Raw genomic sequence first — 25,722 nt, 5'->3', positions numbered from 1 at the left:
CAGTAAGGAGTCTGGCATGGATATTTTACTCGCCAATCCGCGAGGCTTTTGTGCCGGTGTGGATCGCGCCATTAGCATAGTACAAAGCGCGTTAGAAAAATTTTCCGCGCCTATTTATGTACGCCATGAAGTGGTACATAACCGCTATGTGGTTAATAAACTTAAAAACGCTGGCGCTGTGTTTGTGGAAGAGTTAGATCAAGTCCCAGACGATAATATTGTTATATTTTCTGCGCATGGTGTGTCTAAAACGGTGCGTGAAGAAGCGAAGCGCCGTGGCTTAAAGGTGTTTGATGCTACTTGCCCCTTAGTGACTAAAGTACATATGGAAGTGCATCGTGCCAGTAAAAAAGGCATTGAAACCATACTCATTGGTCATGCGGGGCACCCTGAAGTAGAAGGCACTATGGGCCAGTATGAAAGCGCTGAGGGGGGTATTTATTTAGTCGAAAACCCCGCAGATGTGGCGTTATTATCGGTAAAATACCCTGATAACTTAACCTTTGTTACGCAAACTACGCTCAGTGTTGATGAAACCTCAGATGTCATAGATGCCTTGCGAGAGCGCTTTCCTACTATCGAAGGCCCGCGAAAAGATGATATTTGCTATGCCACGCAAAACCGTCAAGACGCGGTGCGAGAGCTGGCGGCTAAAGTGGATGTGATGTTAGTGGTAGGCTCTAAAAACTCCTCTAACTCTAATCGTTTGCGAGAGCTGGCAGAAAAAATTGGTACGCGTGCTTATTTGATTGACTGCGTAGAAATGATTGAAGCACGCTGGCTGACAGATGTAGACCGCGTGGCAGTGACCGCCGGGGCATCGGCGCCTGAAATTTTGGTACAAGAAGTGATCAGTCACCTACAAGCGTTAGGCGGTAATACGGTTACCGAACACCCAGGCCGTGAAGAAAATATTGTCTTTGAAGTGCCTGCCGAGCTGAAGATAAAAAACGTTTCTTAACCGATAGTTTTTTATTTTTCCTAAAAGCCGAACTTTATGGTTCGGCTTTTTTTATGGCTAAAAATTATAAAGCTGCCTTGTTGCGCCCCTTGTTACCAGCACGGGGTTGGTAGGCGCTGCTGGTCGTGCGTTAACGTTAATGTATGACAGGCTTGATTGAGCTCTTGGTCTTGAACTTGGCGAGAGCTTTGTTTAGCGGTCGCACTTAGCTGATAGTCATGAGCACTGGCGTGGTCAATACTAAATTCATAATGAGCATCATTGACTAAGCGGGCATCTAAGTCGTTAATATCGCTGGAGTACTGGGCATGAAAGAGGCGCCATTGCTCTTGCTTTATTTGTAACTCATAGAGCTGTTGCTGCGCAACTTGGCGCTGGTTTTTTATTAAATAGCTGGTGAAACGTGGGTAGGCGAGGGTACTTAACAAGGCTATGACTGCCAAGACAATGAGCAGCTCTAATAACGTTACGCCGTAACTTTTATTGCTCACTTTCTTTAAGTGCTCAAGTTTGTACCAAGGTGGCGCCATCAGTGAGCCTTGTTGAAAGAGAAACCATGAACCAAGCTTAGTCCAGTGTAAAGAGAGTAATGAGTGTGCTGCAAGGAGGCAGTATGCGTATGACTCAGCGAGGACTGTCGTTACTGGAATTATTGATAAGCCTTGCGCTAGTGTCGCTGCTAGCCAGTTTAGCGCTCCCTAGCTTTCAGCGAATAGCGGAACAAGCTCGGCTGCGCGCTGCAGGTAATATGCTTTATCACCATTTGCAACAAGCGCGCAGTGAAGCCATTAAGCGCAACACCGCCATTACTTTATGTTTTAGTGATTCAGGTACACTAAATTGGCAGTATAAAATTGTTGAGCTGGCTCATGTTAGCCACTGTGATGGCCTGGTGCTTAACAACATTCAACAGGCGAGCAGTATTGAGTTTCCCAACTTAATCCTCACCGCAAATTATCCCAGTCCTTATCTTATTTTTAAGCCTCGTCGAGTTAGTTTGTTAGCGGGCAATATTACTCTCACTCAAGGTGAGCATCAGTTAGAAGTGCTCACATGGAATAATGGTCTTATCCGCCTCTGTTCAGCCAGTGCCATGGCAGGAGTGACGCCATGCTAACTTTTAGTGACGGATCTATGTCTTATTTACGGGCAGAGCGCGGCTTTTCTTTGCCTGAGTTATTGCTCGCTATCTTAGGGACGAGTGTCGTAATGGCGGCAGGCTTGTCTTTATTGGTTGCAGTATTGAGCGCAAACAATACCAATATAGAGCTGTCTCGTTTACACCAAGACTTACATATGGTGATGGATACTCTAAGCCGAGATATTCAACGTGCGGGGTATCATCCCAGTGCCGCAAAAGAGCGGGCGCTTAGTCAGCTTGATCCTCATTCTTGGGCGCGGTTATTAACTTTTTTACCTGATGAAGACCTACATCCCCACCTTCAGTCTGCTCAGTGTCTAAGATTAAAGTTTTGGGATAAAGAGGCGCACCCAAGTGCGCGTGTCTTAGGGCGGGTGTATTATTTTGATGCACTAAACCAGAGCATTAAATTAAAGGTGCTCGATGAAAATGCGCTCAGTGTGGAGCTGAGCCGTGTTTGTCGAGGGGGAAATCAATTAATACCGCGCCAAGATGTGCTCATTACTCAGCTTGCTTTTCGTTTATCGCCTAACAACCAAGTGTTGGGGGTGCGCAGTCTTATCTTAAGTTTGTCTGGTGTGTCTGCTCGACAGCCTCAATTAAGTTATCACCTACAGCGCCAAGTATTATTGCGCAATCAGGCCAGCCTATGAGGCAACTGAATCAAGGCATGCTTGCCTTAAGTATGAGCTTATTGCTGCTATTAATTTTAAGTTCGGTGTCGGTATTTATGAGTCGTGCGTTTGTGGCTGAGCGGCGCTTGATGTTAAACGAGCTGGAATATCGCGTCGTACAGGCGATTGCCGAGCAAGGGGTGGCAGAAGCGATAGCACAACGCCACCTTGATCCCAGTGTCGAGACGCTAAGCCATCAAGTGAGCCATGCCTTAGGCGACATTAAGTATCATGTCAATATTGCGCCCCATAACTCTTTGGTTGGCGTATTACAGCTGCAAGCCTCAGCTTATATGGCCAGTGGTACCGCTAGTCGTATTAGCTTAGCCTTGGCTGAGCGCACTGTGCTTAACCCGCAACACTTAGGGCCCAAGTCGCCCTTGCTCTTAGGGGCCGCCACTAGCCATATTAATGGGCAATTACAATTAGTGCTAAATCCTGGGCACCCTATCTCTATTTGGAGCGCAGGAGCGCTAAATATTACGGGTACACTGCACAGCTGTGCACTTACTGACTATGATAAGCAAACTCGGCGCTGCCAAGGTTTTATTAGCCAATTCGATACCTTACAACACCATCTTGCGAGCGATATCAAAGTGCAAGACACGGCCTTTGTGCCTGATTTATTGCATTATCTCTTTGGCTACCGTGCAGCAAACTTAGCACCCTTAGTCAGTTACCAGGCGCAAGATTGCAGTCACATTCAGCGCCCTGGTTTTTATCACCTAGCAGGCGGTGGGCATTGCCAGCTCGATGAGATAACTAGCTCTCGTGAAGCGCCGGTTATCTTATTACTTAATGACATGGCCGCCATTGCTACTGTACCTATCAAGTTCTATGGCTTAATTATCTTAGTGGGCCCCGCTCCTACTTTAACTTTAGCGCCTGGCAGCGAAATAATTGGCGCACTTGTTATGGGCAAAGGAGCAAGCTCACTTAACGGAGACTTTACACTGCGCTATGACGCAGGCGTACTGTGCACCCTCGGCGATTGTCAGAGCCAAATAGGAGCGACTCCTTATCGATTGTTGAGTATATTAGCAGGCAGTTGGCATGATGATTAAGCCGCCATTTCTAGCTCGCCAACTCGGCGTAAGCTTAATTGAAGTCATGATCGCCATGCTGTTAATCTCCATAATGGCCGCTACCTTATTACCTCTCCATCAGCAGCGCTTAAGAAATAGCCGCGATGACCGCGCGTTAGAAACGGCCATGCGTTTAGCCGAGTCAAAGCTAGATGAGTTACGCCAGTTTGCCAAACTTAAACAGTGGCAGTTACTGGCGTCAGGCGAAGAAGAAACAGAGATCGGGCAAGTGTCTTTCACGGTGAACTGGACCACTCACGCCTATCAGTGGCAACCAGAATCGCACAGTTGGTTGGCAGCAGTCGCTATTCAGCAACAGGGTAATAAACATCAGCTGGCTGTCACTGTGACTTGGCAAAATAGTATGGAGCAACCGCAGTCTTTTAATTTACAAGCCGCAGTAGTCGTTATGCCAACCTTAAATACAGGTCCCTTTGGCCGGCGCTTTTAAGTTTTTTATTATTTATCTTACTCATTTCATTTATGCTCGAATCTCCTTTAAAAAAAGCGCTAGTTGGCTTTAAAACTGACAAGGGGCGTGAGTTTTATTACTATGACTTTATTACAGATTTAAATGGATTTATTCATGCCCTCACTTCTGACTCTGGCCATTGCGCAGTTAAACTTCACTGTTGGCGCCATTGAAACTAATACTCAAACCATACTGACTGCAATCGAAGATGCTCACCAGCAAGGCGCCGAGTTGGTGGTTTTTTCTGAGTTAGCGATTACCGGTTATTCACCAGAAGATTTACTGCTTCGTGATGACTTATATGAGCGTGTACAACACGCTCTCGTAGAGCTTGCTAAGGCCAGTCAGCAAGTGGCCATTTTGGTGGGGCACCCCTGGCGCCAAGGTAAGCATTGCTATAATGCGGTGTCTTTTTATTGTCAGGGGCAGCTGCAAGAACGTTATTTTAAACAGCAGCTCACTAATGAGGGGGGCGTGGACGAGGCGCGTTATTTTACGTCAGGCGAACAAGCAGGGCTGATTAATTTTAAAGAGCATCGTATCGGTTTGCTTATTGGAGATGATATTTATCAACCCAAGCTGATTGCCCAAGCAAAGACTGCCGGTGCCGAATTATTAATGGTAATGAGCGCCGCCGCCTACGGTTATCAACAGCCGGCCCTGTGCCAAACGCTACTCGAAAAGCGCAGTGCCCAAGCTGGCCTGCCGCTCATCTTTGTCAACCAAGTCGGCGGGCAAGATGAATTCGTTTATGCCGGCTTATCCCAAGTCTTTAATGCACGCGGCGAGTTAGTACAACGCTTGCCGGCATTTAGCTCGGCGCTCCGTTTAGTTCACCTTGAGCAAAAAGCGCCGAATGTGGCAGAAATTAGCCCAGAGTTAGCGCCTTTAGCCGAGATGTATCAGGCCTTGGTATTAGCGACTCGCGACTATGTTATTAAAAATGGCTTTGAAGGAGTGGTTCTAGGTTTGTCTGGGGGGATTGACTCGGCCCTCACCTTAGCGATTGCCGTTGATGCACTAGGTAAAGATAAAGTACAAGCCGTAATGATGCCGTTTCACTATACTGCCGCTATAAGTGTGGATGATGCCTTTGAGCAAGCTAAGCTCTTAGGGGTGGAATATAATAGTGTCCCTATTGCCCCTATGTTTGATGCTTTTATGGGGCAGCTGACTCCACTGTTTGCCGGCCAAGAAAAGAGCGCCGGCGACACCACAGAAGAGAATTTGCAAGCGCGCGCACGCGGCATGTTAGTGATGGCGTTATCTAATAAGAAGCACCGCTTAGTGCTCACTACGGGTAATAAAAGTGAGCTGGCAGTGGGCTACTGTACTTTATATGGTGACATGGTCGGGGGCTTTGCGCCGCTAAAAGATGTAGCTAAAACCAAGGTGTTTGCTTTATCTCGTTATCGTAATAGTGTGAGCCCTGCAATTCCGCAACGTGTTATCGACCGTCCACCCTCAGCGGAGCTGGCACCGGATCAACTGGATCAAGATAACTTGCCTCCTTATGAAGTACTCGATGCTATTCTTGAAGCCTATGTTGAGCAAGACCAGTCATTAGCCCAGCTATTAGCCGCTGGTTTTGATGAAGCAGAGGTACGTAGAGTTCTTAAATTAGTGGATATTAATGAATATAAGCGCCGTCAAGGGGCGATCGGGCCTAAAGTGAGTGCCCGTAACTTTGGTAAAGACAGACGCTACCCCATTACTTCAGGCTTTGGCCGTATAAATTGGTAAAAGCTAGCGCTTGTCTTACCCTTTATTCATTATTTAATTAAGGATGTATCGTGAAGAAAATTGAAGCCATTATTAAACCCTTTAAGCTTGATGACGTGCGTGAAGCGCTGGCAGAGCGGGGCATTACTGGCATGACGGTCTCTGAGGTTAAAGGCTTTGGCCGCCAAAAAGGCCATACTGAGCTGTATCGCGGCGCCGAGTATATGGTGGATTTTTTACCTAAAGTAAAAATTGAGCTAGTAGTGCAAGATGACTTGTTAGAGTCTTGCATCGAGGCTATTGAGCAAACGGCGCGCACCGGTAAGATTGGCGATGGCAAAATTTTTGTTTTTGATGTGAGCCAAGTGATCCGCATTCGCACCGGTGAACAAAACGAGGACGCCGTGTAACGCACGCTTTAACAGTCCTTGCGGGATTTTAAGCTGTAAGCTGTAAGTTAGAGAAAGAGCCGAAGCCGCGCCGAACGAAACAAAAACGATGTTGCTCTTAACGTATGGCGTTAAACGTAAGCCGTAAAGCAGATAAATAGCTCCCAATGGGACTTCGATTAACCAACGCGGCGCGTTATCTGTTGAATTACCTTGGCCATTGCCCTTTTCTTTGTCACAATCGCTGTGATATCTAAATAGAGGAATAATTCATGCCCTTGCTGGACAGTTTTACCGTTGATCACACTCGTATGGAAGCGCCGGCCGTGCGCGTAGCTAAAACCATGGCCACGCCAAATAAAGACACCATTACCGTGTTTGATTTGCGCTTCTGTCTACCTAACCAAGAGATTTTGTCCGAAAAGGGCATTCATACTCTAGAGCATTTATTTGCCGGGTTTATGCGCGATCATCTAAACAGTGATCAAGTAGAAATCATTGACTTGTCTCCTATGGGCTGTCGTACCGGTTTTTATATGAGCTTAGTAGGCGCACCGAGCGAGCAGCAAGTGGCTGATGCATGGCAAGCGGCCATGCAAGATGTACTCAAAGTAGCCAATCAATCAGAAATTCCTGAGCTTAATGAATACCAATGTGGCACTTACGTAATGCACTCATTAGATGAAGCCAAAGCAATAGCGGCTAACATCATTGACCGCGGCATAGGTGTAAACAGCAATGATGTGCTGGCATTACCCGAAGAGATGCTGAAGTCGCTGTAATGCTAAGCGATAGCGGTCAGTAACGAAGCGCCCGGTTTAAGCACGCACTGGCTTAACCGGGCGCTTTGTCACTTGTTATTCTTATTTTTAGGTACACTTTCCTTATTTCAGTGCACAAATGGACAACTTTATGTCAGAACAACAAGATCCTTTCCTAAAGCGGGAAGCTGAAAAATACGAAAACCCCATTCCAAGTCGCGAATTCATTATTGAGTTAATTAAGACCAAACAAAGCCCCATTTCTCGTGATGATATTTTTGCCGAGCTAAATCTTGAAGGTGAAGAACAAACCGAAGCGTTGCGCCGTCGCTTGCGCGCCATGGAGCGTGATGGCCAATTAGTTTTTACTCGCACCAAATGTTACGCGCTACCCGAAAAAATGAACCTGATTAAAGGCCGCGTAATTGGTCATCGCGAAGGCTTTGGCTTTTTGCGTCCAGAAGAAGGCGGTGATGATTTATTTTTATCGCAGCGTGAAATGGACGCCTTAATGCATGGCGACCAAGTGTTAGTACAACCGCTGCGCTTTGACTCAAAAGGGCGTCGCGAAGCACGCGTGGTTCGCTTGCTGGAGTCACGTGACTTAGAAATTGTTGGCCGCTATTTTATTGAAAATGGGGTTAGCTATGTGGTGCCTGATGACAGTCGTGTGGCCCAAGATATCTTGATTCCGCAAGATGAAACCCAAGGGGCGCGCTTAGGACAAGTGGTGGTCATAGCGATTACACAACGCCCTACTAAACGCATGACAGGCGTGGGCAAAGTGATTGAGATCTTGGGTGAAACCATGGATCCGGGCATGGAAATTGAGATTGCGCTGCGCACGCATGGCATTCCCCATATCTGGCCTGATGCCGTGACCAAAGAAGTGTCGACCTTGGCCGAAGAAGTGCCAGAAGAGGCGAAAGCCGGTCGTAAAGATTTACGTCATTTACCCCTGCTCACCATAGATGGCGAAGATGCGCGCGACTTTGATGATGCTGTACATTGTGAAGCCAAAGCCTCTGGGGGCTGGCGCCTATGGGTAGCGATTGCGGATGTGTCTTATTATGTGCGCACCGGTACCGCACTGGATAATGAAGCCTATCAGCGAGGCAATTCGGTTTACTTCCCAGCCCAAGTTATTCCTATGCTGCCAGAAGTCTTATCAAATGGCTTATGCTCGTTAAATCCGCAAGTAGATCGCTTGTGTATGGTGGCGGAAATGAGTATTTCTGCCAGCGGTAAGCTATCTGATTTTACCTTCTACGAAGCCGTGATGAATTCTCATGCGCGCTTAACCTACACCAAGGTGGCTGCAATTGTAGAGGGAGACGAAGGGCTGCGTGAGCGTTATGCGCCCTTAGTGCCGCACCTTGAAGCACTGAATGCTATGTATCACGCCATGAAGCAGGCGCGCCATCAACGCGGTGCTGTGGAGTTTGAAAGCGAAGAAACGCAATTTATTTTTAATGCGCAGCGCAAAATAGAAAGCATAGTGCCAGTGGTGCGCAACGATGCTCATAAGATCATCGAAGAATGTATGATAGCGGCAAACGTGGCGGCAGCGCGCTTTATAGAGCAACAAGACGCCCATGCCTTGTTCCGTGTGCATGAAAAGCCCGGAGATGAGAAGCTGATCAATTTCCGCAGCTTCTTAGCCGAGTTAGGCCTTGAACTTAAAGGTGGCGACGAGCCAGAGCCTGCTGATTACGCACTCTTGGCCGAGCAAATTAAAGACCGACCCGATCATCAGTTGATCCAAACCATGTTGTTACGCTCGATGAAGCAAGCGGTGTATCAAGCGGAAAATAATGGTCACTTCGGTTTAGCATTGAAGTCTTACGCGCACTTTACCTCGCCCATTCGCCGTTATCCGGATCTTATCTTGCATCGTGCCATTAAGGCGCAGATTGCCAAGCTTGCTGGCAACGGCGCCAGTAAAACTGGCGGTGTGCCTTATGCCTATGATGAAGTGGCGCCCATGGGCGAGCACTGCTCTGTTACCGAGCGACGCGCCGATGATGCTACTCGCGATGTAGCCGACTGGCTCAAGTGTGAGTTTATGCTGGATCACGTGGGCAGCGAGTTTATGGGAACCATTGCTAACGTCACCGGTTTTGGTTTCTTCGTGCGCTTAGATGAAATTAACATCGATGGCTTAGTGCATATCTCAAGCTTACAAAATGACTACTATCAGTTTGATGCCGCACGCCAACTCTTAATTGGTGAGAATTTCCGTCGTCGTTATCGTCTAGGCGATAAGATCAAGGTGAAGGTCATGGCAGTCAATCTTGATGATAGTAAGATCGACTTTGAGACGGTAGAAGAGCCGCTGCCAGCTGGCGCTAAAAGTGGCAAAGGCGCAAAAAATTTAAAATCGCGCCAACGGGCTAAGCCACGACGTAATAATAAGCCAAAAGGTGACAGTAAAGGTGGTGAGCCTAAAGGGGAAGCTAAGCCTAAAGGCGGCAAAAAGCGCCACTAATTAAATGCACTAAAGAGGGGGGTAACCGGCCAGCGTTCGCGCTAAGCGGGTTACCCCCGTTTTTTAAAGAGTCGTTGAGTAATTTTTATGAGCAATGAATTAATTTTTGGTATTCACGCCCTTGAGTCTTTATTAGATGTGCATCCTGAAAAAGTGTTGGAAGTATGGCTATTAAAAGGACGAGACGATGAGCGTTTAAATCGCCTACAAGCGCGCTTATTAGAAGTGGGAGTGAAGGCGCAGTTTTCCAATCGCAGTGCTTTGGATAATAAAGCCAAAGGCGGCCAGCACCAAGGTGTGGTAGCTAAGGTACAAGCCGCGCCCATCTTAAATGAAACTGACTTAGCACAATTGCTAGAAAACCAAGCAACGCCCTTTTTATTGGTCCTAGATGGTGTGACCGACCCCCACAATTTAGGTGCGTGTTTGCGCACCGCCGACGCCGCCGGCGTACATGGTGTGATTGTCCCCAAAGATAATTCAGCAGGCCTCACACCTGTGGTGCGCAAGGTAGCCTGTGGCGCGGCCGAAGTGGTGCCGTTATTTCAAGTGACTAACTTGGCACGCACCTTGCGCATGCTGCAAGATAAAGGTATTTGGGTGGTGGGTACCGCCGGAGAAGCCGATCACAGTGTCTATCAGTCGACCTTTAGTGGTGCCCAAGCGCTAGTTATGGGTGCTGAAGATAAAGGCATGCGCCGCTTAACCCGTGAGCATTGCGATGAGCTCGTGAGTATTCCCATGGCGGGCTCGGTATCTAGCCTGAATGTCTCGGTAGCAACGGGTGTGTGCTTATTTGAAATGGTGCGCCAGCGTATTAAATAAAGAGGAGGGGCGAGACGTAAGAAGTAGCCTAGCGTCTTGCTCTTTGTGCTGGCCTGCTTGTTGTTCTGTCCTGCTTGTAACCCTACAGAATTGACTGCTCACCCTTCACCATAGAGAAAAACATGCAACAGCGGATAGCGCACCTGGCCGGTGATCGACAAATATTAGCGATTTTATTGCTGATATTAGGCAACTTAACGATTTCATTTGGTGATGTTATCGTGAAGTTGCTTGGCCAAACGCAAGTTACCCCTTATCAATATATTGCGCTGCGCTTTTTGTTAACCTCGCTCTTGTTATTGCCGTTTTGGTGGCGATTAGCGCCAAGTAATAAAGGCTGGGGACAGTGGAAAATCCATCTGATCCGCGGCCATTTATTATTATTTGGCTCTATTTGCGTCTTTATTAGCTTAATGTATTTACCGCTGGCCACCGCCAATGCGGTGTTTTATGCCGCCCCTTTGATGACGCTGCCACTGGCCGCCCTACTCAGTAAAGAGAAGATACGTCCTCTCGCTTATGGCATTAGCTTATTAGGCTTTGTTGGCATCTTAATTGTGCTTAATCCAGGCCAGTGGCACTGGGCAGGAGGGTTGGCGTTATTTACTGCGTTTTCTATGGCGGCAAGTAATGTGTTAGTGCGCCGCTTGCCCCAAGGACGCTCGGTGTTGGCGACCTTATTTTTAACTCAAGCACTCGCGATACCGGTAGGCTTTGCCTTAGCACTGCCGGGTTGGCAACCGATGAACGGCGAAATTTGGCTGTTACTGATCGGCATTTGCTTAATGGGTATTATCTATCAAAGTATTTGTATTTTGGCTTATGCCATGGCCGATGCCAGTAAAATAGCGGCCAGTGAGTATTCGGGATTAATATTTGTCACCATTATGGGTATGGCGTTATTTAATGAGTATCCGGCGTTACACGTTTATCTCGGTGCTGCGGTAGTGATCATGGCCATTGGCCTGCAACGAAAGTTGAAATAGTTAACAGGAAAGAGTGAGGCATAAAGTGTGAGGTGTCGCCCTCACGATTTACGCCTTACGAAATATATAAGCTTTCCTTTAACCTATTTATCCTTTACAATCCGCCTCCTTAAAATCAGTCGCTTTACTTATAAGTTCCTTGCCTCCGATGGTGTGACTGAGCCCACGAAGAGGCTATACCCGTAAGGAGCAATCCATGCGTCACTACGAAATCGTTTTTATGGTTCACCCTGATCAGAGTGAACAAGTTCCAGGCATGATTGAGCGTTATACCGCTGCAATCACTACTTCAGGCGGTCAAGTTCACCGCATGGAAGACTGGGGCCGTCGCCAGTTAGCTTACCCAATCAACAAGCTGCACAAAGCACACTATGTTCTGATGAACGTAGAAGCTGACCAAGCTGTGATTGATGAGCTGGAAACTAACTTCCGCTTTAACGATGCAGTGTTGCGTAACATGATTATGCGCACTAAGCAGGCCGTCACCGAGCCTTCAGAAATGGCAAAAGCCAAAGATGAACGCCCACCACGTCGTGACGACGCCGCTCCTCGTGCAGAAGCATCTGCCGAGTAATTCACGTTTAAGCTGAGGAATTAGAATCATGGCAAGTTTTTTCCGTCGTCGTAAGTTCTGTCGTTTCACCGCAGACGGTGTTACTGAGATAGATTACAAAGACATCGCAACTTTAAAGAATTATGTTACCGAGTCCGGTAAAATTGTACCGAGCCGTATCACTGGTACCCGCGCTAAGTTTCAGCGTCAGTTAGCTCGTGCTATTAAGCGCGCTCGTTACCTGGCCCTGCTGCCTTACACCGATCTGCACAAGTAAGCAGCGGCCTAACTCTTTTATTTTTTTGAGGAAAGGTAATGCAAGTTATTCTTCTTGATAAAATCGCCAGACTTGGCGGCCTGGGCGACCAGGTAACCGTGAAAGCCGGTTATGCTCGTAACTTCTTGTTGCCTCAAGGCAAAGCAGTGTTAGCCACCAAAGACAACGTAGCGACCTTTGAAACTCGCCGCGCTGAATTGGAAGCTAAGCTGGCTGAGCAATTAGCTGCTGCACAAACCCAAGCTGACAAACTGTCAGGTTTGGAAAATGTAGAGATTGCTTCTAAATCAGGTGATGAAGGTAAATTGTTTGGTTCTATCGGTGCTCGCGACGTGGCTGAAGCCATTACCGCAGCCGGTGTTGAAGTAAGCAAGAGCCAAATCCGCCTAACTGACGGCGTATTACGCAATGTTGGTGAATATGAAGTAGGTGTGCAATTGCACGCTGACGTTAAAGCCATCGTTAAAATTCAGGTCGTTGCTGCCTAAGTTTTACCGCTCGCTAAGAAAACCCGCGCTCGTCGCGGGTTTTTTATTGCCTGTAATAAGGCTAGAGTAAGGAAAAGCGTTAGGAGAACTCAAATGGCAGACTGGATAACGGGTATTGTTAAGTCACGCACTCAATGGAGTGACAGCTTATTTTCTATCGTGGTAGACGCTAAGGTGGAGCCCTTTCAGGCAGGTCAATTTACTAAGCTGGCTTGGCATACGCCGGAAAAAAAAGTAGCGCGTGCTTATTCTTATGTCAATGCGCCCGGTAAAGACTGTGAATTTTATATTATTACTATCCGAGAGGGGCAGTTAACTCCTTATTTATCCCAACTTAAGGTAGGGGATGAAATATTAGTACAACCCACAGCTACCGGCTTTTTAACCCTCGACGAAGTGCCACCAGGGCGAGATTTATGGCTAATGGCGACCGGTACTGGGGTGGGGCCTTTCGTATCTTTGTTAGCGCAGGGAGACTGCTGGCAGCATTTTGAAAATATAGTGCTGGTTCATGGGGTACGCTTTGCAACGGAGCTTGGCTATCGCGAGCGCATTCAAACTCTTACCCAAGACCGCCCTCATTTTCACTATGTGCCCTTTGTATCTCGTGAGGCGGAAGCGGGCGCCGAGCCTGGGCGGATCACCGCAGCTGTAAATAGTGGGCACCTTGAGCAAAGAGTAGGATTGGAATTTAGCGCTGAGCACAGCCGAGTGATGATTTGCGGTAATCCTGAGATGGTGCGCGATACCTTGGCGGAGCTAAAGCTTAAAGGACTGGCTAAACACTTACGACGTAAGCCGGGTCAAATATTGATGGAAAACTATTGGTAAAGTGGCCCCAGCGCTTGTTGTGCTCAGCTTTAGCTAGCGAGTTACACGGATCATCAGCGTTAAAAATGCGGCTAGGCCCCACCCTAAGCCAATGATCCAGTAGTAGCCACGCGCGCCTTGTTTGAGGGGCACCTGATTATATATTAAGAATAAGGTCCACACTAAGGCGGGTAATAAAGGTAAGAGAAACAATCGTGCCATGGCAAATTCCTTCTTTAATATCGATTAGGGTGGAACTAACAGCCCTGTTTGAGCACTATAGCCTAGCTGCTGCCACTTATGCAGCTCTAGATAGACAACACAGCTAAGCTTGCGTGCACAGCATTACTTATTAACCCAGTATGATGCACAACGCCCATGATGATGGATGGTAAAGCCTGTTAGGTTGCGAGCCGAGTCTCGCTTAAGTGTATAGACAAGGAGTAGCAGATGAAGCAGTTAATGATAAAGCGCTTTGGTGATGCCAGTCAGTTGGAGCTGGTAGAGCAAGAAGCGCCCTGTTTAGCCACCAATGAAATTCGGGTACAAATGCACTTTGCCGGTGTCAATCCAGTGGATGCTAAAACTCGAGCAGGTTTAGGCTGGGGGGCAGAAGCGATTAAAGATCAATTACCTTGGACGCCGGGTCTTGAAGTCATGGGCACTGTGTTAGAGCTGGGGGCAGAGGTAAGCATTTATCAAGAAGGCGATCGGGTATTTGGCCTATTGGCTGGCGGCGGTTATAGCGAACAGCTGGTCGTGCCCGCTAATGCGCTATTACGGGTTCCAAGTGCGGTAAGCGATGAAACTGCGGCGGGCTTGTCGCTAGCCGGTATTACTGCTTGGCAAGCGCTGACCGAGCACGGCTGTCTTAAAGCAGGAGAGCGGGTGTTAATATCCGCAGCCGCCGGGGGCGTTGGCCATTTGGCAGTGCAGATCGCTAAAAACTTAGGGGCGACTGTGGTGGCCTTAGCTTCTTCTTATAATCATGAGTTTTTACGAAATCTGGGCGCAGATGAAGTACTGGATTATCGAGAACAAGAGCAAGTCTCACAGCTTGAGAGTGTAGACCTATTTATTGATTTAGTAGGGGGCAACTCAGGGAAAAGTTTATTAACAAATGTGAAAGAGCAAGGCCGCGTGGTCACTGTGCCGACTAATACCGCCGATGATGTCATTAACGCCGCCTTGGCTAAAGGCTTAAGTGCAACTGGTATGTTAAAACATAATGATAACCAGCAACTCGCTAACTTGATGCAGGCGGTAGTTGAGCAAAAACTGCGTGTAGAAATTAGCCATGTGTATCCGCTGGCGGAAGGCGAGTTAGCCCATCGACAAATTGAAACGGGTCATACCCGCGGTAAAGTCTTACTCCAAGGCTAATATTGCTGTTAAATATTAAGGAAACTCCATGAAGTTTTGGTCGCTGTTATTGCTGTTAAGCTCGCCGCTAGTCGTTGCTGCTCCTACATTAGTTAAAGAAGTTACCTCCTCGACGGATGGCTTAGTGATCCCTTATCAAATGTATCAATTAGATAATGGGCTTACGGTCTTACTTAACACCGATAAGTCGGATCCGCTAGTGCATGTAGAAATGACGTACCATGTGGGCTCTGCACGCGAAGAGCCAGAGCAAACCGGCTTTGCACATTTTTTTGAACACATGATGTTTCAAGGCTCTAAGCATGTCGGCGACCAAGAACATTTTCGCTTAATTAACGAAGCCGGTGGCACCATGAATGGGACTACCAATCAAGACCGGACTAATTATTATGAAACCGTCCCCGCTAACCATTTAGAAAAAGTACTGTGGTTGGAAGCGGATCGCATGGGCTTTTTGCTAGAGGCAGTCAGTCAGCGTAAATTTGAAATTCAGCGCGACACCGTTAAAAATGAACGAGCCCAGCGTATCGATAATCAGCCCTATGGTTTAGTGAGTGAGCGCATGGGGGAGTTACTGTATCCCAGAGACCATCCTTATAGCTGGCAGCCTATTGGGTATGTAGAAGACTTAGATCGAGTCAATGTGGATCACCTTAAAGCGTTCTTTAATCGCTGGTATGGCCCTAATAATGCGACCTTAGTGATTAGCGGTGATTTTGAACCCTCACAAACTCTGGAGTGGGTAGAAAAATACTTTGGCTCTATTCCTAAAGGCCCCAAAGTTGAAGATGCCAAGCCGGCTGTGGCTAAACTAGATAAAGACCGCTATCAAACCTTAGTAGACGATCGTATTCGCATGCCAATGTTATATATGTCTTATCCCACCGTCTGGTTAGGTCAAGAAGATGAGGCCGCCCTTGATGTATTAGCTAATGTATTGGGCGGGGGTAAAAGCTCGCTGTTATACCAAGAGTTAGTGGAAACCGGTAAGGCAGTCAGTGCTGGCGCCGGACATTATTGTGGCGAGCTGGCCTGTACGTTAAGTATTTGGGCTTATAGCAATCCTTCAAAAGATGGCTCACTCGAGCCTCTTGAAACGGAAATTAAGCGCATCGTTAAAGAGATTGAAAAGCGCGGCATTAATAAAGACGATGTCGATAAAGCCGTTACTGAGCTTCGCGCTAATTTAATATTAGGCCTAGATAGCACCCAGGGTAAGGCACGACAATTAGCGCTAGGGCAAGTGCTACAAGGTGACCCTTTATATGCAATTAATGCATGGCGCCAATTAGAAAAAACCACGCCTGAGCAAGTGAGTCAAGTGTATAAACACTATGTCCAAGGCCAACCCAAGGCGAGCTTAAGTGTCGTTCCCTCTGAGCATACCGACTGGCAAGCGGCGCCGCCTAATTATGAGACGCCACAGCGAGTGTTGCCAAAAACTGAACAACCCTTAACACAGACTAACGCCCGCCAAGTAAAAGATGACTTTGATCGCAGCCAGATGCCCGACTCCAGTGAGCCGGTGGTGATTACGCCACCTAAGCTTTGGCACACTACCTTAGGAGATAACATACAGCTGCAAGGCATTACTAACGATGAAATTCCGGCGGTATCAATCATTTTAGCCTTTCCCGGTGGTCAGTTAGCCGAAACCCCTGAACAAGTGGGTATTGCAAGCCTTACCGCTGAGTTAATGAATCAAGGGACGACTAAGTTAAGCTCAGGAGAGTTTAGTGAAGCACTGGAGCGCTTAGGAGCCAGCGTTAATGTGAGCCATGGTTTTTATACCAACTTAATTAACATCACCACCATGACGGAAACGCTGCCCCAAACCCTAGACTTGGTGGAAGAGTTATTATTAACACCGGGCTTGCGTGAACAAGACTTTGAAAAGGTGAAAACTCGCATGTTAGAAAGCATGGCTCAAAGTCGCCATCAGCCTTCTTGGTTAGCACAACAAGCATTTCGCCAATTAATGTATGGTGAAACCCGCATGGGGCTGCCAGATAATGGCCAAGCTGAACATGTAGCAAAGATTACGCTAGATCAAGTACGCGATTATTATCATGCTTACTATAACCCCGCGAATGGTCATGTGTTGGTGGCGGGCGATTTATCAAAGGAACAAGCAGCCAAAGACTTTGCATTTTTAAAGCAATGGCAAGGGAAAGCGCCCCATTTAGAAGCGGTGACAGTTAAGCCACAGCCTGCAACACCGGGTATTTATATTGTGGATGTCCCTGGCTCGGTACAATCTGTATTGCGCATTGGGCGTCGTGCGCTGCCCACCGACGCCACAGGCCCTTATTTTTATGCAAATTTGATGAACTTTAACTTAGGCGGCAATTTTAATAGTCGTATTAATCTTAATCTGCGTGAAGACAAGGGCTTTACCTATGGTGCAAACTCCTACTTTACCGGTAACCGCGATGCAGGAGTGTTCTTAGTCGCCAGTGATGTGCGTGCAGATGTTACCGCTGATGCCATTACTAATATTTTACAGGAACTTGAACAATTTAAAGAACAAGGCCCCACGACTAAAGAAGTGGCATATTTGCGCAGCAGCTATTCGCAGCAAGACGCATTGGCTTATGAAACCTTAGGGGATAAAGCTGGGTTTTTATTGCAGTTAGCCATGATGAAGTTATCGCCAGATTATTTAGCTAAGCAACAAGAGATAGTAGCTAAGGTCAGCCAAGCCGAGCTAACTGAGCTAGCTAAGCAGTGGTTAGATCCTAAAGAGATGGTAATAGTGGTAGTGGGAGACAAAGCCAAGCTTGAAAAGTCTTTGCAAGAGCTCCATCTACCCCTACATGACTTTACCATAGAGTAATGAGGCCAGACCTCTCACTGTGTCACCTTGCGTGACACAGTGCCAAAGAGTGAATAATAATGATCAAAGAAAACACCACCCTGGCCGCAAGAATTGAAGCTTGGCATCAGCCGCAACGACTGCCAACTTTAAAAGGCATTCGCCGTGGTATAGAACGCGAAAGCCTGCGTATTACCCCCACGGGCCAGTTAACAACTAGCCCCCATCCTAATTCTTTAGGCTCGGCGCTAACTCATGGTTATATCACCACTGACTTTTCTGAGTCACAGATGGAGTTTATTACTCCCGTCTCTGACTCAGTTGAAGTGTTACTTGCTCAGCTAGGCGATATCCACGGCTATGTATTACGCCATCTTGGCGAAGAGCAACTGTGGCCGCTGAGTATGCCGTGCTTATTAAAAGGCGGCGATGAGCAAATTCCGCTAGCGCAATATGGCCGCTCCAATATGGGGAAAATGAAAACGCTTTATCGCCAAGGCTTGCACCATAGATACGGCAGCCGTATGCAGGTGATCTCAGGGGTGCATTTTAATTTCTCTATGCCTGACAGTTTTTGGAGTGAATGGCATAGCAGTGAAGGGCAGGGCGCGTTTTTACAAGATTTTGTTTCCGATAAATATTTAGGACTGATCCGCAACGTTTATCGCTTTGGCTGGTTAATTCCTTATCTGTTTGGCGCCTCTCCTGCATTATGCGGTTCGTTTTTGCAAGGTGTTGAACATAACTTACCCTTTGAGCGCTTAGGTAAAGGCACGCTTTATTTGCCTTATGCAACTTCCCTACGCTTATCCGATTTAGGCTATACCAATAATGCTCAGGCCAATCTTAATATCTCTCTTGATAGCTTAGATAAATACGTGGCGTCTTTGCGCAACGCCATCGGTACGCATGCGCCCGAGTTTGCCAAAATAGGGGTTAAAGTTGAGGGGGAGTATCGCCAACTTAATGCAAACGTATTGCAAATTGAAAATGAGTTATACGCCCCCATTCGCCCTAAGCGCACCGCAGAAAGTGGAGAAAAGCCCACCGATGCCCTTCATAGCCGAGGCATTGAATATATAGAATTACGCTCAGTAGATGTGAACCCTTACTCGCCAGTGGGTATTGATGCCGCACAAGTACGTTTTTTAGATACCTTTTTATTGTGGTGTTTACTCAGTCCCTCCCCAGCATTATCGGCCAACGAAATTGCGCTTAACCGTCGTAACTTTAATAAGGTGGTATTAGAAGGGCGTAACCCTGAGCTAATGCTTGAGCAAGTTAATGGTGAGTCCTTAACGTTAGCGACCTTAGGTGAGCAATATTTTGCTGAATTAAAAACTGTTGCCGACTTACTGGACGCCTGCTGCGGTAAGGGTTGCTATGCTAAGAGTCATCAACAACATTTAGCGATGATCCAAAATCCTGAATTAACCTTATCGGCCAAAATATTGAGTGAGCTTAAAAGCGCCCAACAAGACATTTTGCCCTTTGGTCTTGCTTTATCTAAGCAGTATCACGATCAATTACAGCAAAGCCGCCCCCATTACTGGGAAGATAGCTTTTTTGATATCGAAGGGACGCGCTCAAAATTGCGCCAGCAAAAAATGGAGCAGTCTGACTTAGTGGATTTTGATACTTTTTTAGCTGACTATTTTGCTAAGTCTTAAGCTAAGCCATCATTGATAATGCCAGCGCCCTGTGCTTAAGTTGCAGGGCGTTTTTATTGATACTATTTATTGTTACGAAGAGCTCCATAATGGCTGACACTCCCTCTCAACCCCCACCGCCTTTGCAAGAAAATATTGATTATTATATAGAAAATGGCAATTGGGTCTTCACGGCAAAATATCACCTCGATCGCGGCTACTGCTGTGGCAATGGCTGTCGGCATTGCCCTTACCCAGTTAACAGGCGGTCATAGGCGATACGCCGTACGTTATACGTTAAAGAAAAACACCATCTTAATGACGTATAGCACATAACGTACAGCGCCCCCTAGGGCTTAGGAGCATAAATGCGCGTGGTTTGTATGGTGCCCTCTTGGACCGAAACTTTACTCGCTTGTGGCGTGAATGTAGTGGGGCGCACCCGCTACTGTATTCATCCCGCCGAGCAGGTAGCCGATATCGTAGTCGTGGGCGGCACTAAAGATGTGCAGTGGGAAAAAGTTGCACCCTTGGCACCTGATCTGGTGATATTTGATAAAGAAGAAAACACCCGTGACATGGCCCAATCCTGCCCTTATCCCTATATCGCCACCCATGCCGAGTCGGTGCAAGACATGCCCCGCGCGCTGCGCTTATTAGCCCAGCAGTTAAATAACGGTGTTTTAATTACACTGGCGGCGCGCTTTCAGCGGGTGCTTAATAATCTAGTGCCTATTTCGCCGACGACATTACCTTCTGCTTTACCACTAATTAGTCATAAAGACGCGGTATCTGAGTCAGTGCTCAGCGATGACCGCCCTTGGTTGTATTTAATTTGGCGCAAGCCTTATATGAGTATTGGCCAACACACTTTTATTTATTCGGTTTTTAAGCACCTTGGTTTTGGCCACAAACTGCTGGCGTTTGATGCCAATTATCCTGAGCTTAGTCCTGAAGAAATAACGGGTCTTAATCCTATTTTGCTCTGCTCCACCGAGCCCTATCCCTTTGCTAAACAACTAGCGGTGACTCAACAAGATCTACAGCAACCCGCTGTACTTATCGATGGCGAACCGCTGTGCTGGTACGGCATCCGGTGTTTACGCTTTCTTGAAAGTTTAAAACCCACTTTATAAGAAAATTACACTAATAAAAAAGCCCTAATAACATAGGGCTTTTTGATCACTAATTAGTAAGCGCTAGTTAACTTTATTAGCAAAGTTTGCGCGCTTGACCGCTTTGGCATTATTAGCCATTTCGGTTAAGCCGAGGGTGTCATAGGCTTTAGCCATAATATCCAATGCCGGTTTTAAGGTGTTGGTATCAGGATAGGTTTCTACCACTTGTTTTGCTCGGTTAGCGGCGGCTAGCCAAGCGCCACGTTTCATATAAAATTGGGCCACGGCTAAGTCGTATTTAGCGAGTCGATTTTTTAAAAATACCATACGTGCGCGCGCATCGGCAGCATATGCGCTCTCTGGATATTGGCGCAGTAATTGGCGAAAATCGGCAAAGGCTTGGCGAGCATAGGCGGGATCGCGATCGGTTCTGTCAATATTAAGCAGCTCTTGAAAGAAGTTATGATCGGTGGCCATATTAGTTAAGCCGCGCATATATTGCGCGTAATCCACGCTGGGATGATTAGGATTTAAGCGAATAAAGCGGTCAATATTAGCTAAAGCGCGCGCCGTATCGTCTTGCTTATAGTAGGCGTAGATTAAGTCTAGCTGTACCTGATTTGAGTAAGCACCAAATGGATAACGAGAGTCCATGGCTTCTAACAGCTCGGCGGCACGGATATAATTTCCTGATTGTAAGCGTGCTTGAGCATCTTGATAAAGTACTTCTGGCGGCTCATCGGGTACCGAATCTTTTTTAGTACTTGAGCATCCGGTGGCTGTTAATGCCAAAGCAAGCGTTAAAGTAAGCCATACGCGTCGTTGTTTAACCATGTAAAGAGTCCATTTTTGCGATTTAAGCGTCAAGTTTGCGGAAACTGATTAAGCTCAGCGCCAAGAAACGCTAGAATACCCAATTAAACATCATTTGGTAACCAGTGTCGCTATGAGCCAGCAAATCGAATTACACGGCACCGTCGCCGATCGCCAACATGGTCAACGTTTAGATCAAACGTTGGCAGAAATGTTTACCGACTATTCTCGGACACGAATTAAAACGTGGATCCAGTTAGAGCAAGTATTAGTAGACGGAGAGGTCGCGACCACGCCGCGCGCTAAAGTCACTGTGGGTCAGCAAGTACAGATTAACGCCGAGCTTGAAGACGACCTACGCTTTGAGCCCGAAGATATTCCTATTAACATCGTTTATGAAGACGATGACATCATGGTTATCAATAAACCTGCGGGTTTGGTGGTGCATCCGGGAGCCGGTACGCCCGGTGGTACTTTGTTAAATGCGCTCTTGCATTATTGCCCTAGCATTGCCGAAGTGCCGCGCGCCGGTATTGTGCATCGCTTAGATAAAGACACCACTGGGCTGATGGTAGTGGCTAAAACTATCCCCGCACAAACCCACTTAGTAACGGCATTGCAAGGGCGCGATATCACTCGCGAATACGAAGCGGTCGCTATTGGGCATATGACCTCAGGGGGAACCGTAGACGCCAATATTGGTCGCCATCCTACCCAACGCATCCAAATGGCGGTGGTGCCTTCTGGAAAGCCGGCACGAACTCACTATCGAGTCATGGAAAAGTTTCGTGCCCATACTCGTTTACGCCTACGCTTAGAAAGTGGTCGTACTCACCAAATTCGCGTGCACATGGCGCACTTACAGCATCCGTTAGTGGGTGACCCCACCTATGGCGGTCGCTTAAAGCCACCGCGCAGCGCCGAGCCTGAGCTGTTAGCATTTTTACGTGAATTTAAGCGTCAAGCCTTGCACGCAGTCTTGTTGCGCTTAGAGCACCCCATTACCGGTGAAATAATGGAATGGCAAGCACCATTACCCGATGATTTTGTGGAGCTAATTGAATTGCTAAGAGCCGACACCGCTGCGCATCCTGATGACTTGGTGTGGACTTAATAAGGATGCGATAGCGTGAAGCTTATTCAACCTAATTGGCCCGCACCCTCTACAGTGCACAGCATACAAACCACCCGCCAGGGCGGCGTGAGTGCTTCGCCTTTTACTAGCTTAAATTTAGGCAGTCACGTAGGTGATGCACTGGCAGATGTGCAAACTAATCGCGAGCGCTTAGCGAACCATTTAAATTTGCTCACGCCACCTACTTGGTTAGAGCAAGTACACGGCATTGATGTCGCCAAGTTACCCTTGCCTGCAACAGCGCTCCCTGTGCCCATTGCCGATGCGGTGGTAAGCCGCACCGTGGGCCAAGTGTGCGCTATTATGACTGCCGATTGTTTACCGGTATTATTTTGTGACTATGGCGGTTCTGTGGTGGCAGCGGCACATGCGGGTTGGCGCGGGCTGGCTAACGGCGTGCTAGAGGCCACCTTAACTTCCATGGCGGTAGAGCCAGCACAGGTGATGGTGTGGCTAGGGCCTGCCATTGGCCCTCGCGTGTTTGAGGTGGGAGGAGAGGTGCGCAGTGCGTTTGTAAACCATTTACCTCAAACGGCTAGCGCGTTTGTGGTTAAAGGCTCGCCCCGCGCTGATAAGTGGCTGGCCGATATTTATCAGCTGGCTCGCCTGCGCTTAGCTGCAGCCGGTGTTACTCAGTGTTATGGGGGTGATTATTGCACCTATACCGACCGCAACCGTTTTTTCTCTTATCGCCGTGAGCCAATAACCGGCCGCCAAGCCAGTTTAATTTGGCTGGAGTGAAAGTAGCGCCAAGCCCCAAGCGCCCGGCGCCCAGAAAACCAAATTAACCCCAATCTAGAACCTGTAGTTTTCCGTCACTTATAATTCCAGGCTTCAGCTGAAAAACAGGGGGTTTAGGGCTTAGCTTAACTGGGCGCTATATTTCCTTTTAAAGCTTGAAATTTCACCATTAACCCCCATCTTTAGTATCAGTCACCCTGTATCTTTTCCCGCTCGTCGCGGGTTGTTGGAGGAAAATTCTGATGCGACTCGATCGTCTAACCAGTAAATTTCAACTTGCCCTGCAAGACGCCCAGTCTATGGCAGTGGGGCGAGATCATGCTTATATAGAGCCTGCACACTTATTAATTGCCATGCTTAACCAAGAAGGTGGCTCGCTGCGCCCGCTGCTTACCAATGCTGGTGTTGATGGTAATACCTTGCGCGTGGAGCTGGATAAGTCCGTTGAGCGCTTACCTAAGGTCAGCGGCGCCAATATGGATGTGCAAGTTTCCCCTGTCTTGGCGCGCTTGCTCAATCAGTGCGATAAATTAGCGCAACAGCGTAAAGACAGCTACATCTCTTCCGAATTATTCTTACTGGCCGCCTTGGATGAGCAAGGTGAGTTAGGCGAGCTGCTAAAGCGTGCCGGTTTAAGTAAAGAAAAATTAAATAAAGCCATTGATGAAGTACGAGGTGGGCAAAAAGTAGACGATCCTAATGCGGAAGAAAATCGTCAAGCATTAGAAAAATATACCATCGATCTCACCGAGCGCGCCGAGCAGGGTAAGCTAGATCCTGTGATTGGCCGCGATGATGAAATTCGCCGCACCATTCAAGTATTGCAACGGCGTACTAAAAACAACCCGGTATTAATTGGTGCGCCTGGGGTGGGTAAAACGGCCATTGCCGAAGGGCTAGCCCAACGTATTATCAATGGTGAGGTGCCAGAGGGGCTAAAAGGCAAGCGCGTATTATCTTTAGATATGGGGGCACTCATTGCTGGCGCTAAATATCGCGGAGAATTTGAAGAGCGTTTAAAGGCCTTATTAAACGAGCTGGCCAAAGAAGAAGGTCAAGTGATCCTCTTTATTGATGAGCTCCATACTATGGTCGGCGCTGGTAAAGGCGAGGGCGCCATGGATGCGGGCAATATGCTAAAACCAGCACTGGCCCGAGGTGAGCTGCATTGTGTAGGTGCCACTACGCTTGATGAATATCGTCAATATATTGAAAAAGATGCCGCCTTAGAACGTCGCTTTCAAAAGGTATTGATCAATGAGCCTTCAGTAGAAGACACCATCGCCATTTTGCGCGGTTTAAAAGAGCGCTACGAGCTGCATCACCATGTGCAAATTACCGATCCCGCCATTGTGGCAGCAGCGGTATTATCTCATCGCTATATTGCAGACCGACAATTGCCCGATAAAGCCATCGACTTAATTGACGAGGCTGCCTCTAGCATTCGTTTACAAATTGACTCTAAACCTGAGCCTTTAGATAAGCTGGATCGCCGTATTATCCAATTAAAACTTGAAGAGCAAGCACTGCTTAAAGAAGACGACGAGGGCAGTATTAAACGCCTGCAATTAATTCGTGATGAGCTCAGCGATAAAGAAGGCGAATATGCTGACTTGGAAGAAATTTGGTTATCAGAAAAAGCGGCCATGGCCGGCACTCAGCATATTAAATCTGAGCTTGAACAAGTACGTCGGGAGCTAGAGGTGGCACGCCGAGCCGGCGATCTTGGTCGTATGTCGGAGCTGCAATATGGTCGTATTCCCGAGTTGGAAAAACAGCTGGATTTAGCCGGCCAAGCAGAGATGCAAGAGCAGCATCTATTAAAAAATCGCGTAACCGATGAAGAGATCGCCGATGTCTTATCGCGCTGGACAGGTATTCCAGTGGCTAAAATGCTCGAAGGGGAAAAAGATAAGTTATTGCGTATGGAAGATAGCTTACATCAGCAGGTGATTGGTCAAGATGAAGCGGTGGATGCGGTATCAAACGCTATTCGTCGTAGCCGCGCTGGCTTATCGGATCCAAACCGCCCTGTAGGTTCATTTTTATTTATGGGCCCCACTGGAGTGGGTAAAACCGAGCTATGTAAAGCCTTGGCTGATTTTCTATTCGACAGCCGGGATGCCATGATCCGCATCGACATGTCGGAGTTTATGGAAAAACATTCGGTATCTCGTTTAGTGGGCGCACCTCCCGGTTATGTGGGTTATGAAGAAGGCGGCTATTTAACAGAAGCGGTACGACGTAAGCCTTATTCGGTGATTTTGCTCGATGAAGTAGAAAAAGCGCATCCTGATGTGTTTAATATCTTATTGCAGGTATTAGATGATGGCCGCTTAACGGATGGTCAGGGCCGCACCGTAGACTTTAGAAATACGGTGGTGATCATGACTTCAAATATTGGCTCAGATCTTATTCAAGAGCATAACCATGATA

The 25,722-nt window shown here is 47.5% G+C and carries 26 protein-coding genes (1 of these 26 running past the window's edge); 23 read left to right on the top strand and 3 right to left on the bottom strand.

The features are described 5' to 3' along the window. Positions 1–16 precede the first annotated feature (16 nt). Positions 17–961: a 4-hydroxy-3-methylbut-2-enyl diphosphate reductase gene (ispH, locus tag CBP12_RS07805; protein ID WP_086963929.1), complete on the top strand. Its 945-nt coding sequence runs from the start codon at positions 17–19 to the stop codon at positions 959–961. 92 nt (positions 962–1,053) lie between these two features. On the opposite strand, the gene CBP12_RS07800 is transcribed toward ispH, so the two are convergent. Continuing rightward, positions 1,054–1,491 carry a type IV pilin protein gene (locus CBP12_RS07800; RefSeq protein WP_086963928.1) on the bottom strand — a complete coding sequence of 146 codons (438 nt, stop codon included), beginning with the start codon at positions 1,489–1,491 and terminating at the stop codon, positions 1,054–1,056. 83 nt (positions 1,492–1,574) lie between these two features. On the opposite strand from CBP12_RS07800, the gene CBP12_RS07795 reads away from it, so the two are divergent. The 14 genes from CBP12_RS07795 to CBP12_RS07730 all read left to right on the top strand — a co-directional run bounded on the left by CBP12_RS07795 (position 1,575) and on the right by CBP12_RS07730 (position 13,653). Further along, complete coding sequence (locus CBP12_RS07795) at positions 1,575–2,078, top strand: GspH/FimT family protein (RefSeq protein WP_198341772.1); 504 nt, start codon at positions 1,575–1,577, stop codon at positions 2,076–2,078. Beyond that, a complete protein-coding gene (locus CBP12_RS07790; protein ID WP_086963926.1) occupies positions 2,072–2,755 on the top strand; it encodes a hypothetical protein in 684 nt (227 codons plus the stop codon). The genes CBP12_RS07795 and CBP12_RS07790 overlap by 7 nt, the downstream gene beginning before the upstream one ends. Further along, positions 2,752–3,840 carry a hypothetical protein gene (locus CBP12_RS07785; protein WP_086963925.1) on the top strand — a complete coding sequence of 363 codons (1,089 nt, stop codon included), beginning with the start codon at positions 2,752–2,754 and terminating at the stop codon, positions 3,838–3,840. Before CBP12_RS07790 ends, CBP12_RS07785 begins: the two co-directional genes overlap by 4 nt. Next, positions 3,830–4,312, top strand: coding sequence for a type IV pilus modification PilV family protein (locus CBP12_RS07780; RefSeq protein WP_086963924.1), 483 nt, complete (start codon positions 3,830–3,832; stop codon positions 4,310–4,312). The genes CBP12_RS07785 and CBP12_RS07780 overlap by 11 nt, the downstream gene beginning before the upstream one ends. A gap of 135 nt (positions 4,313–4,447) precedes the next feature. Next, positions 4,448–6,076: an NAD+ synthase gene (locus CBP12_RS07775; protein WP_086963923.1), complete on the top strand. Its 1,629-nt coding sequence runs from the start codon at positions 4,448–4,450 to the stop codon at positions 6,074–6,076. 50 nt (positions 6,077–6,126) lie between these two features. Next, a complete protein-coding gene (gene glnB, locus CBP12_RS07770; protein WP_086963922.1) occupies positions 6,127–6,465 on the top strand; it encodes a nitrogen regulatory protein P-II in 339 nt (112 codons plus the stop codon). 251 nt (positions 6,466–6,716) lie between these two features. Further along, the gene (luxS, locus tag CBP12_RS07765) at positions 6,717–7,226 is read left to right on the top strand and encodes an S-ribosylhomocysteine lyase (protein ID WP_086963921.1); all 510 of its coding nucleotides are present in this window, start codon (positions 6,717–6,719) and stop codon (positions 7,224–7,226) included. 130 nt (positions 7,227–7,356) lie between these two features. Next, positions 7,357–9,693 (top strand): ribonuclease R, encoded by a 2,337-nt coding sequence (gene rnr / locus CBP12_RS07760; protein WP_086963920.1) that lies wholly within the window; start codon positions 7,357–7,359, stop codon positions 9,691–9,693. An 87-nt stretch (positions 9,694–9,780) separates the two neighbouring features. After that, on the top strand, positions 9,781–10,518 hold the full coding sequence (gene rlmB / locus CBP12_RS07755) for a 23S rRNA (guanosine(2251)-2'-O)-methyltransferase RlmB (RefSeq protein WP_086963919.1): 738 nt from the start codon (positions 9,781–9,783) through the stop codon (positions 10,516–10,518). 122 nt (positions 10,519–10,640) lie between these two features. Further along, a complete protein-coding gene (locus CBP12_RS07750; RefSeq protein ID WP_086963918.1) occupies positions 10,641–11,504 on the top strand; it encodes a DMT family transporter in 864 nt (287 codons plus the stop codon). 196 nt (positions 11,505–11,700) lie between these two features. Beyond that, the gene (rpsF, locus tag CBP12_RS07745) at positions 11,701–12,078 is read left to right on the top strand and encodes a 30S ribosomal protein S6 (protein ID WP_086963917.1); all 378 of its coding nucleotides are present in this window, start codon (positions 11,701–11,703) and stop codon (positions 12,076–12,078) included. 28 nt (positions 12,079–12,106) lie between these two features. Further along, a complete protein-coding gene (gene rpsR, locus CBP12_RS07740; RefSeq protein ID WP_086963916.1) occupies positions 12,107–12,334 on the top strand; it encodes a 30S ribosomal protein S18 in 228 nt (75 codons plus the stop codon). 38 nt (positions 12,335–12,372) lie between these two features. Then, entirely contained in the window at positions 12,373–12,822 is a 450-nt protein-coding gene (gene rplI, locus CBP12_RS07735; protein ID WP_086963915.1) for a 50S ribosomal protein L9, read from the top strand. A 93-nt stretch (positions 12,823–12,915) separates the two neighbouring features. Next, positions 12,916–13,653: a ferredoxin--NADP reductase gene (locus CBP12_RS07730; protein WP_086963914.1), complete on the top strand. Its 738-nt coding sequence runs from the start codon at positions 12,916–12,918 to the stop codon at positions 13,651–13,653. 33 nt (positions 13,654–13,686) lie between these two features. On the opposite strand, the gene CBP12_RS13560 is transcribed toward CBP12_RS07730, so the two are convergent. Beyond that, positions 13,687–13,854 carry a hypothetical protein gene (locus tag CBP12_RS13560; RefSeq protein WP_198341771.1) on the bottom strand — a complete coding sequence of 56 codons (168 nt, stop codon included), beginning with the start codon at positions 13,852–13,854 and terminating at the stop codon, positions 13,687–13,689. Between the two features lie 228 nt (positions 13,855–14,082). Between CBP12_RS13560 and CBP12_RS07725 the strand changes: the two genes are divergently transcribed. The 5 genes from CBP12_RS07725 (at position 14,083) to CBP12_RS07710 (ending at position 20,615) form a co-directional block, all read left to right on the top strand. After that, the gene (locus tag CBP12_RS07725; protein ID WP_086963913.1) at positions 14,083–15,015 is read left to right on the top strand and encodes an NADP-dependent oxidoreductase; all 933 of its coding nucleotides are present in this window, start codon (positions 14,083–14,085) and stop codon (positions 15,013–15,015) included. A 28-nt stretch (positions 15,016–15,043) separates the two neighbouring features. Then, positions 15,044–17,851, top strand: coding sequence for a M16 family metallopeptidase (locus CBP12_RS07720; RefSeq protein ID WP_086963912.1), 2,808 nt, complete (start codon positions 15,044–15,046; stop codon positions 17,849–17,851). A gap of 59 nt (positions 17,852–17,910) precedes the next feature. After that, positions 17,911–19,500 (top strand): glutamate--cysteine ligase, encoded by a 1,590-nt coding sequence (gshA, locus tag CBP12_RS07715; RefSeq protein WP_086963911.1) that lies wholly within the window; start codon positions 17,911–17,913, stop codon positions 19,498–19,500. A gap of 89 nt (positions 19,501–19,589) precedes the next feature. After that, a complete protein-coding gene (locus CBP12_RS13905) occupies positions 19,590–19,754 on the top strand; it encodes a DUF5522 domain-containing protein (RefSeq protein ID WP_198341770.1) in 165 nt (54 codons plus the stop codon). Positions 19,755–19,847: 93 nt separating this feature from the next. Next, positions 19,848–20,615, top strand: coding sequence for an ABC transporter substrate-binding protein (locus tag CBP12_RS07710; protein WP_086963910.1), 768 nt, complete (start codon positions 19,848–19,850; stop codon positions 20,613–20,615). A 63-nt stretch (positions 20,616–20,678) separates the two neighbouring features. Here the strand turns inward: CBP12_RS07710 and bamD are convergent, their stop codons facing one another. After that, the gene (gene bamD, locus CBP12_RS07705; protein WP_086963909.1) at positions 20,679–21,431 is read right to left on the bottom strand and encodes an outer membrane protein assembly factor BamD; all 753 of its coding nucleotides are present in this window, start codon (positions 21,429–21,431) and stop codon (positions 20,679–20,681) included. Between the two features lie 112 nt (positions 21,432–21,543). On the opposite strand from bamD, the gene rluD reads away from it, so the two are divergent. The 3 genes from rluD to clpB all read left to right on the top strand — a co-directional run. Beyond that, complete coding sequence (rluD, locus tag CBP12_RS07700; protein ID WP_086963908.1) at positions 21,544–22,524, top strand: 23S rRNA pseudouridine(1911/1915/1917) synthase RluD; 981 nt, start codon at positions 21,544–21,546, stop codon at positions 22,522–22,524. A 15-nt stretch (positions 22,525–22,539) separates the two neighbouring features. Further along, positions 22,540–23,286, top strand: a complete 747-nt coding sequence (gene pgeF, locus CBP12_RS07695; protein WP_086963907.1) for a peptidoglycan editing factor PgeF — start codon at positions 22,540–22,542, stop codon at positions 23,284–23,286. A 242-nt stretch (positions 23,287–23,528) separates the two neighbouring features. Continuing rightward, a protein-coding gene (clpB, locus tag CBP12_RS07690) for an ATP-dependent chaperone ClpB (RefSeq protein WP_086963906.1) crosses the window boundary here: on the top strand, positions 23,529–25,722 show its 5' portion. 386 nt of this gene lie beyond the right edge of the window; the window shows 2,194 of its 2,580 coding nt (coding positions 1–2,194); it begins with the start codon at positions 23,529–23,531; its stop codon lies beyond the right edge, outside the window.

It is taken from the genome of Oceanisphaera avium, from assembly GCF_002157875.1.
In the GTDB taxonomy this organism is placed as follows: Bacteria; Pseudomonadota; Gammaproteobacteria; order Enterobacterales; family Aeromonadaceae; genus Oceanimonas; species Oceanimonas avium.
This window is presented reverse-complemented; position numbering and strand designations above follow the sequence as displayed.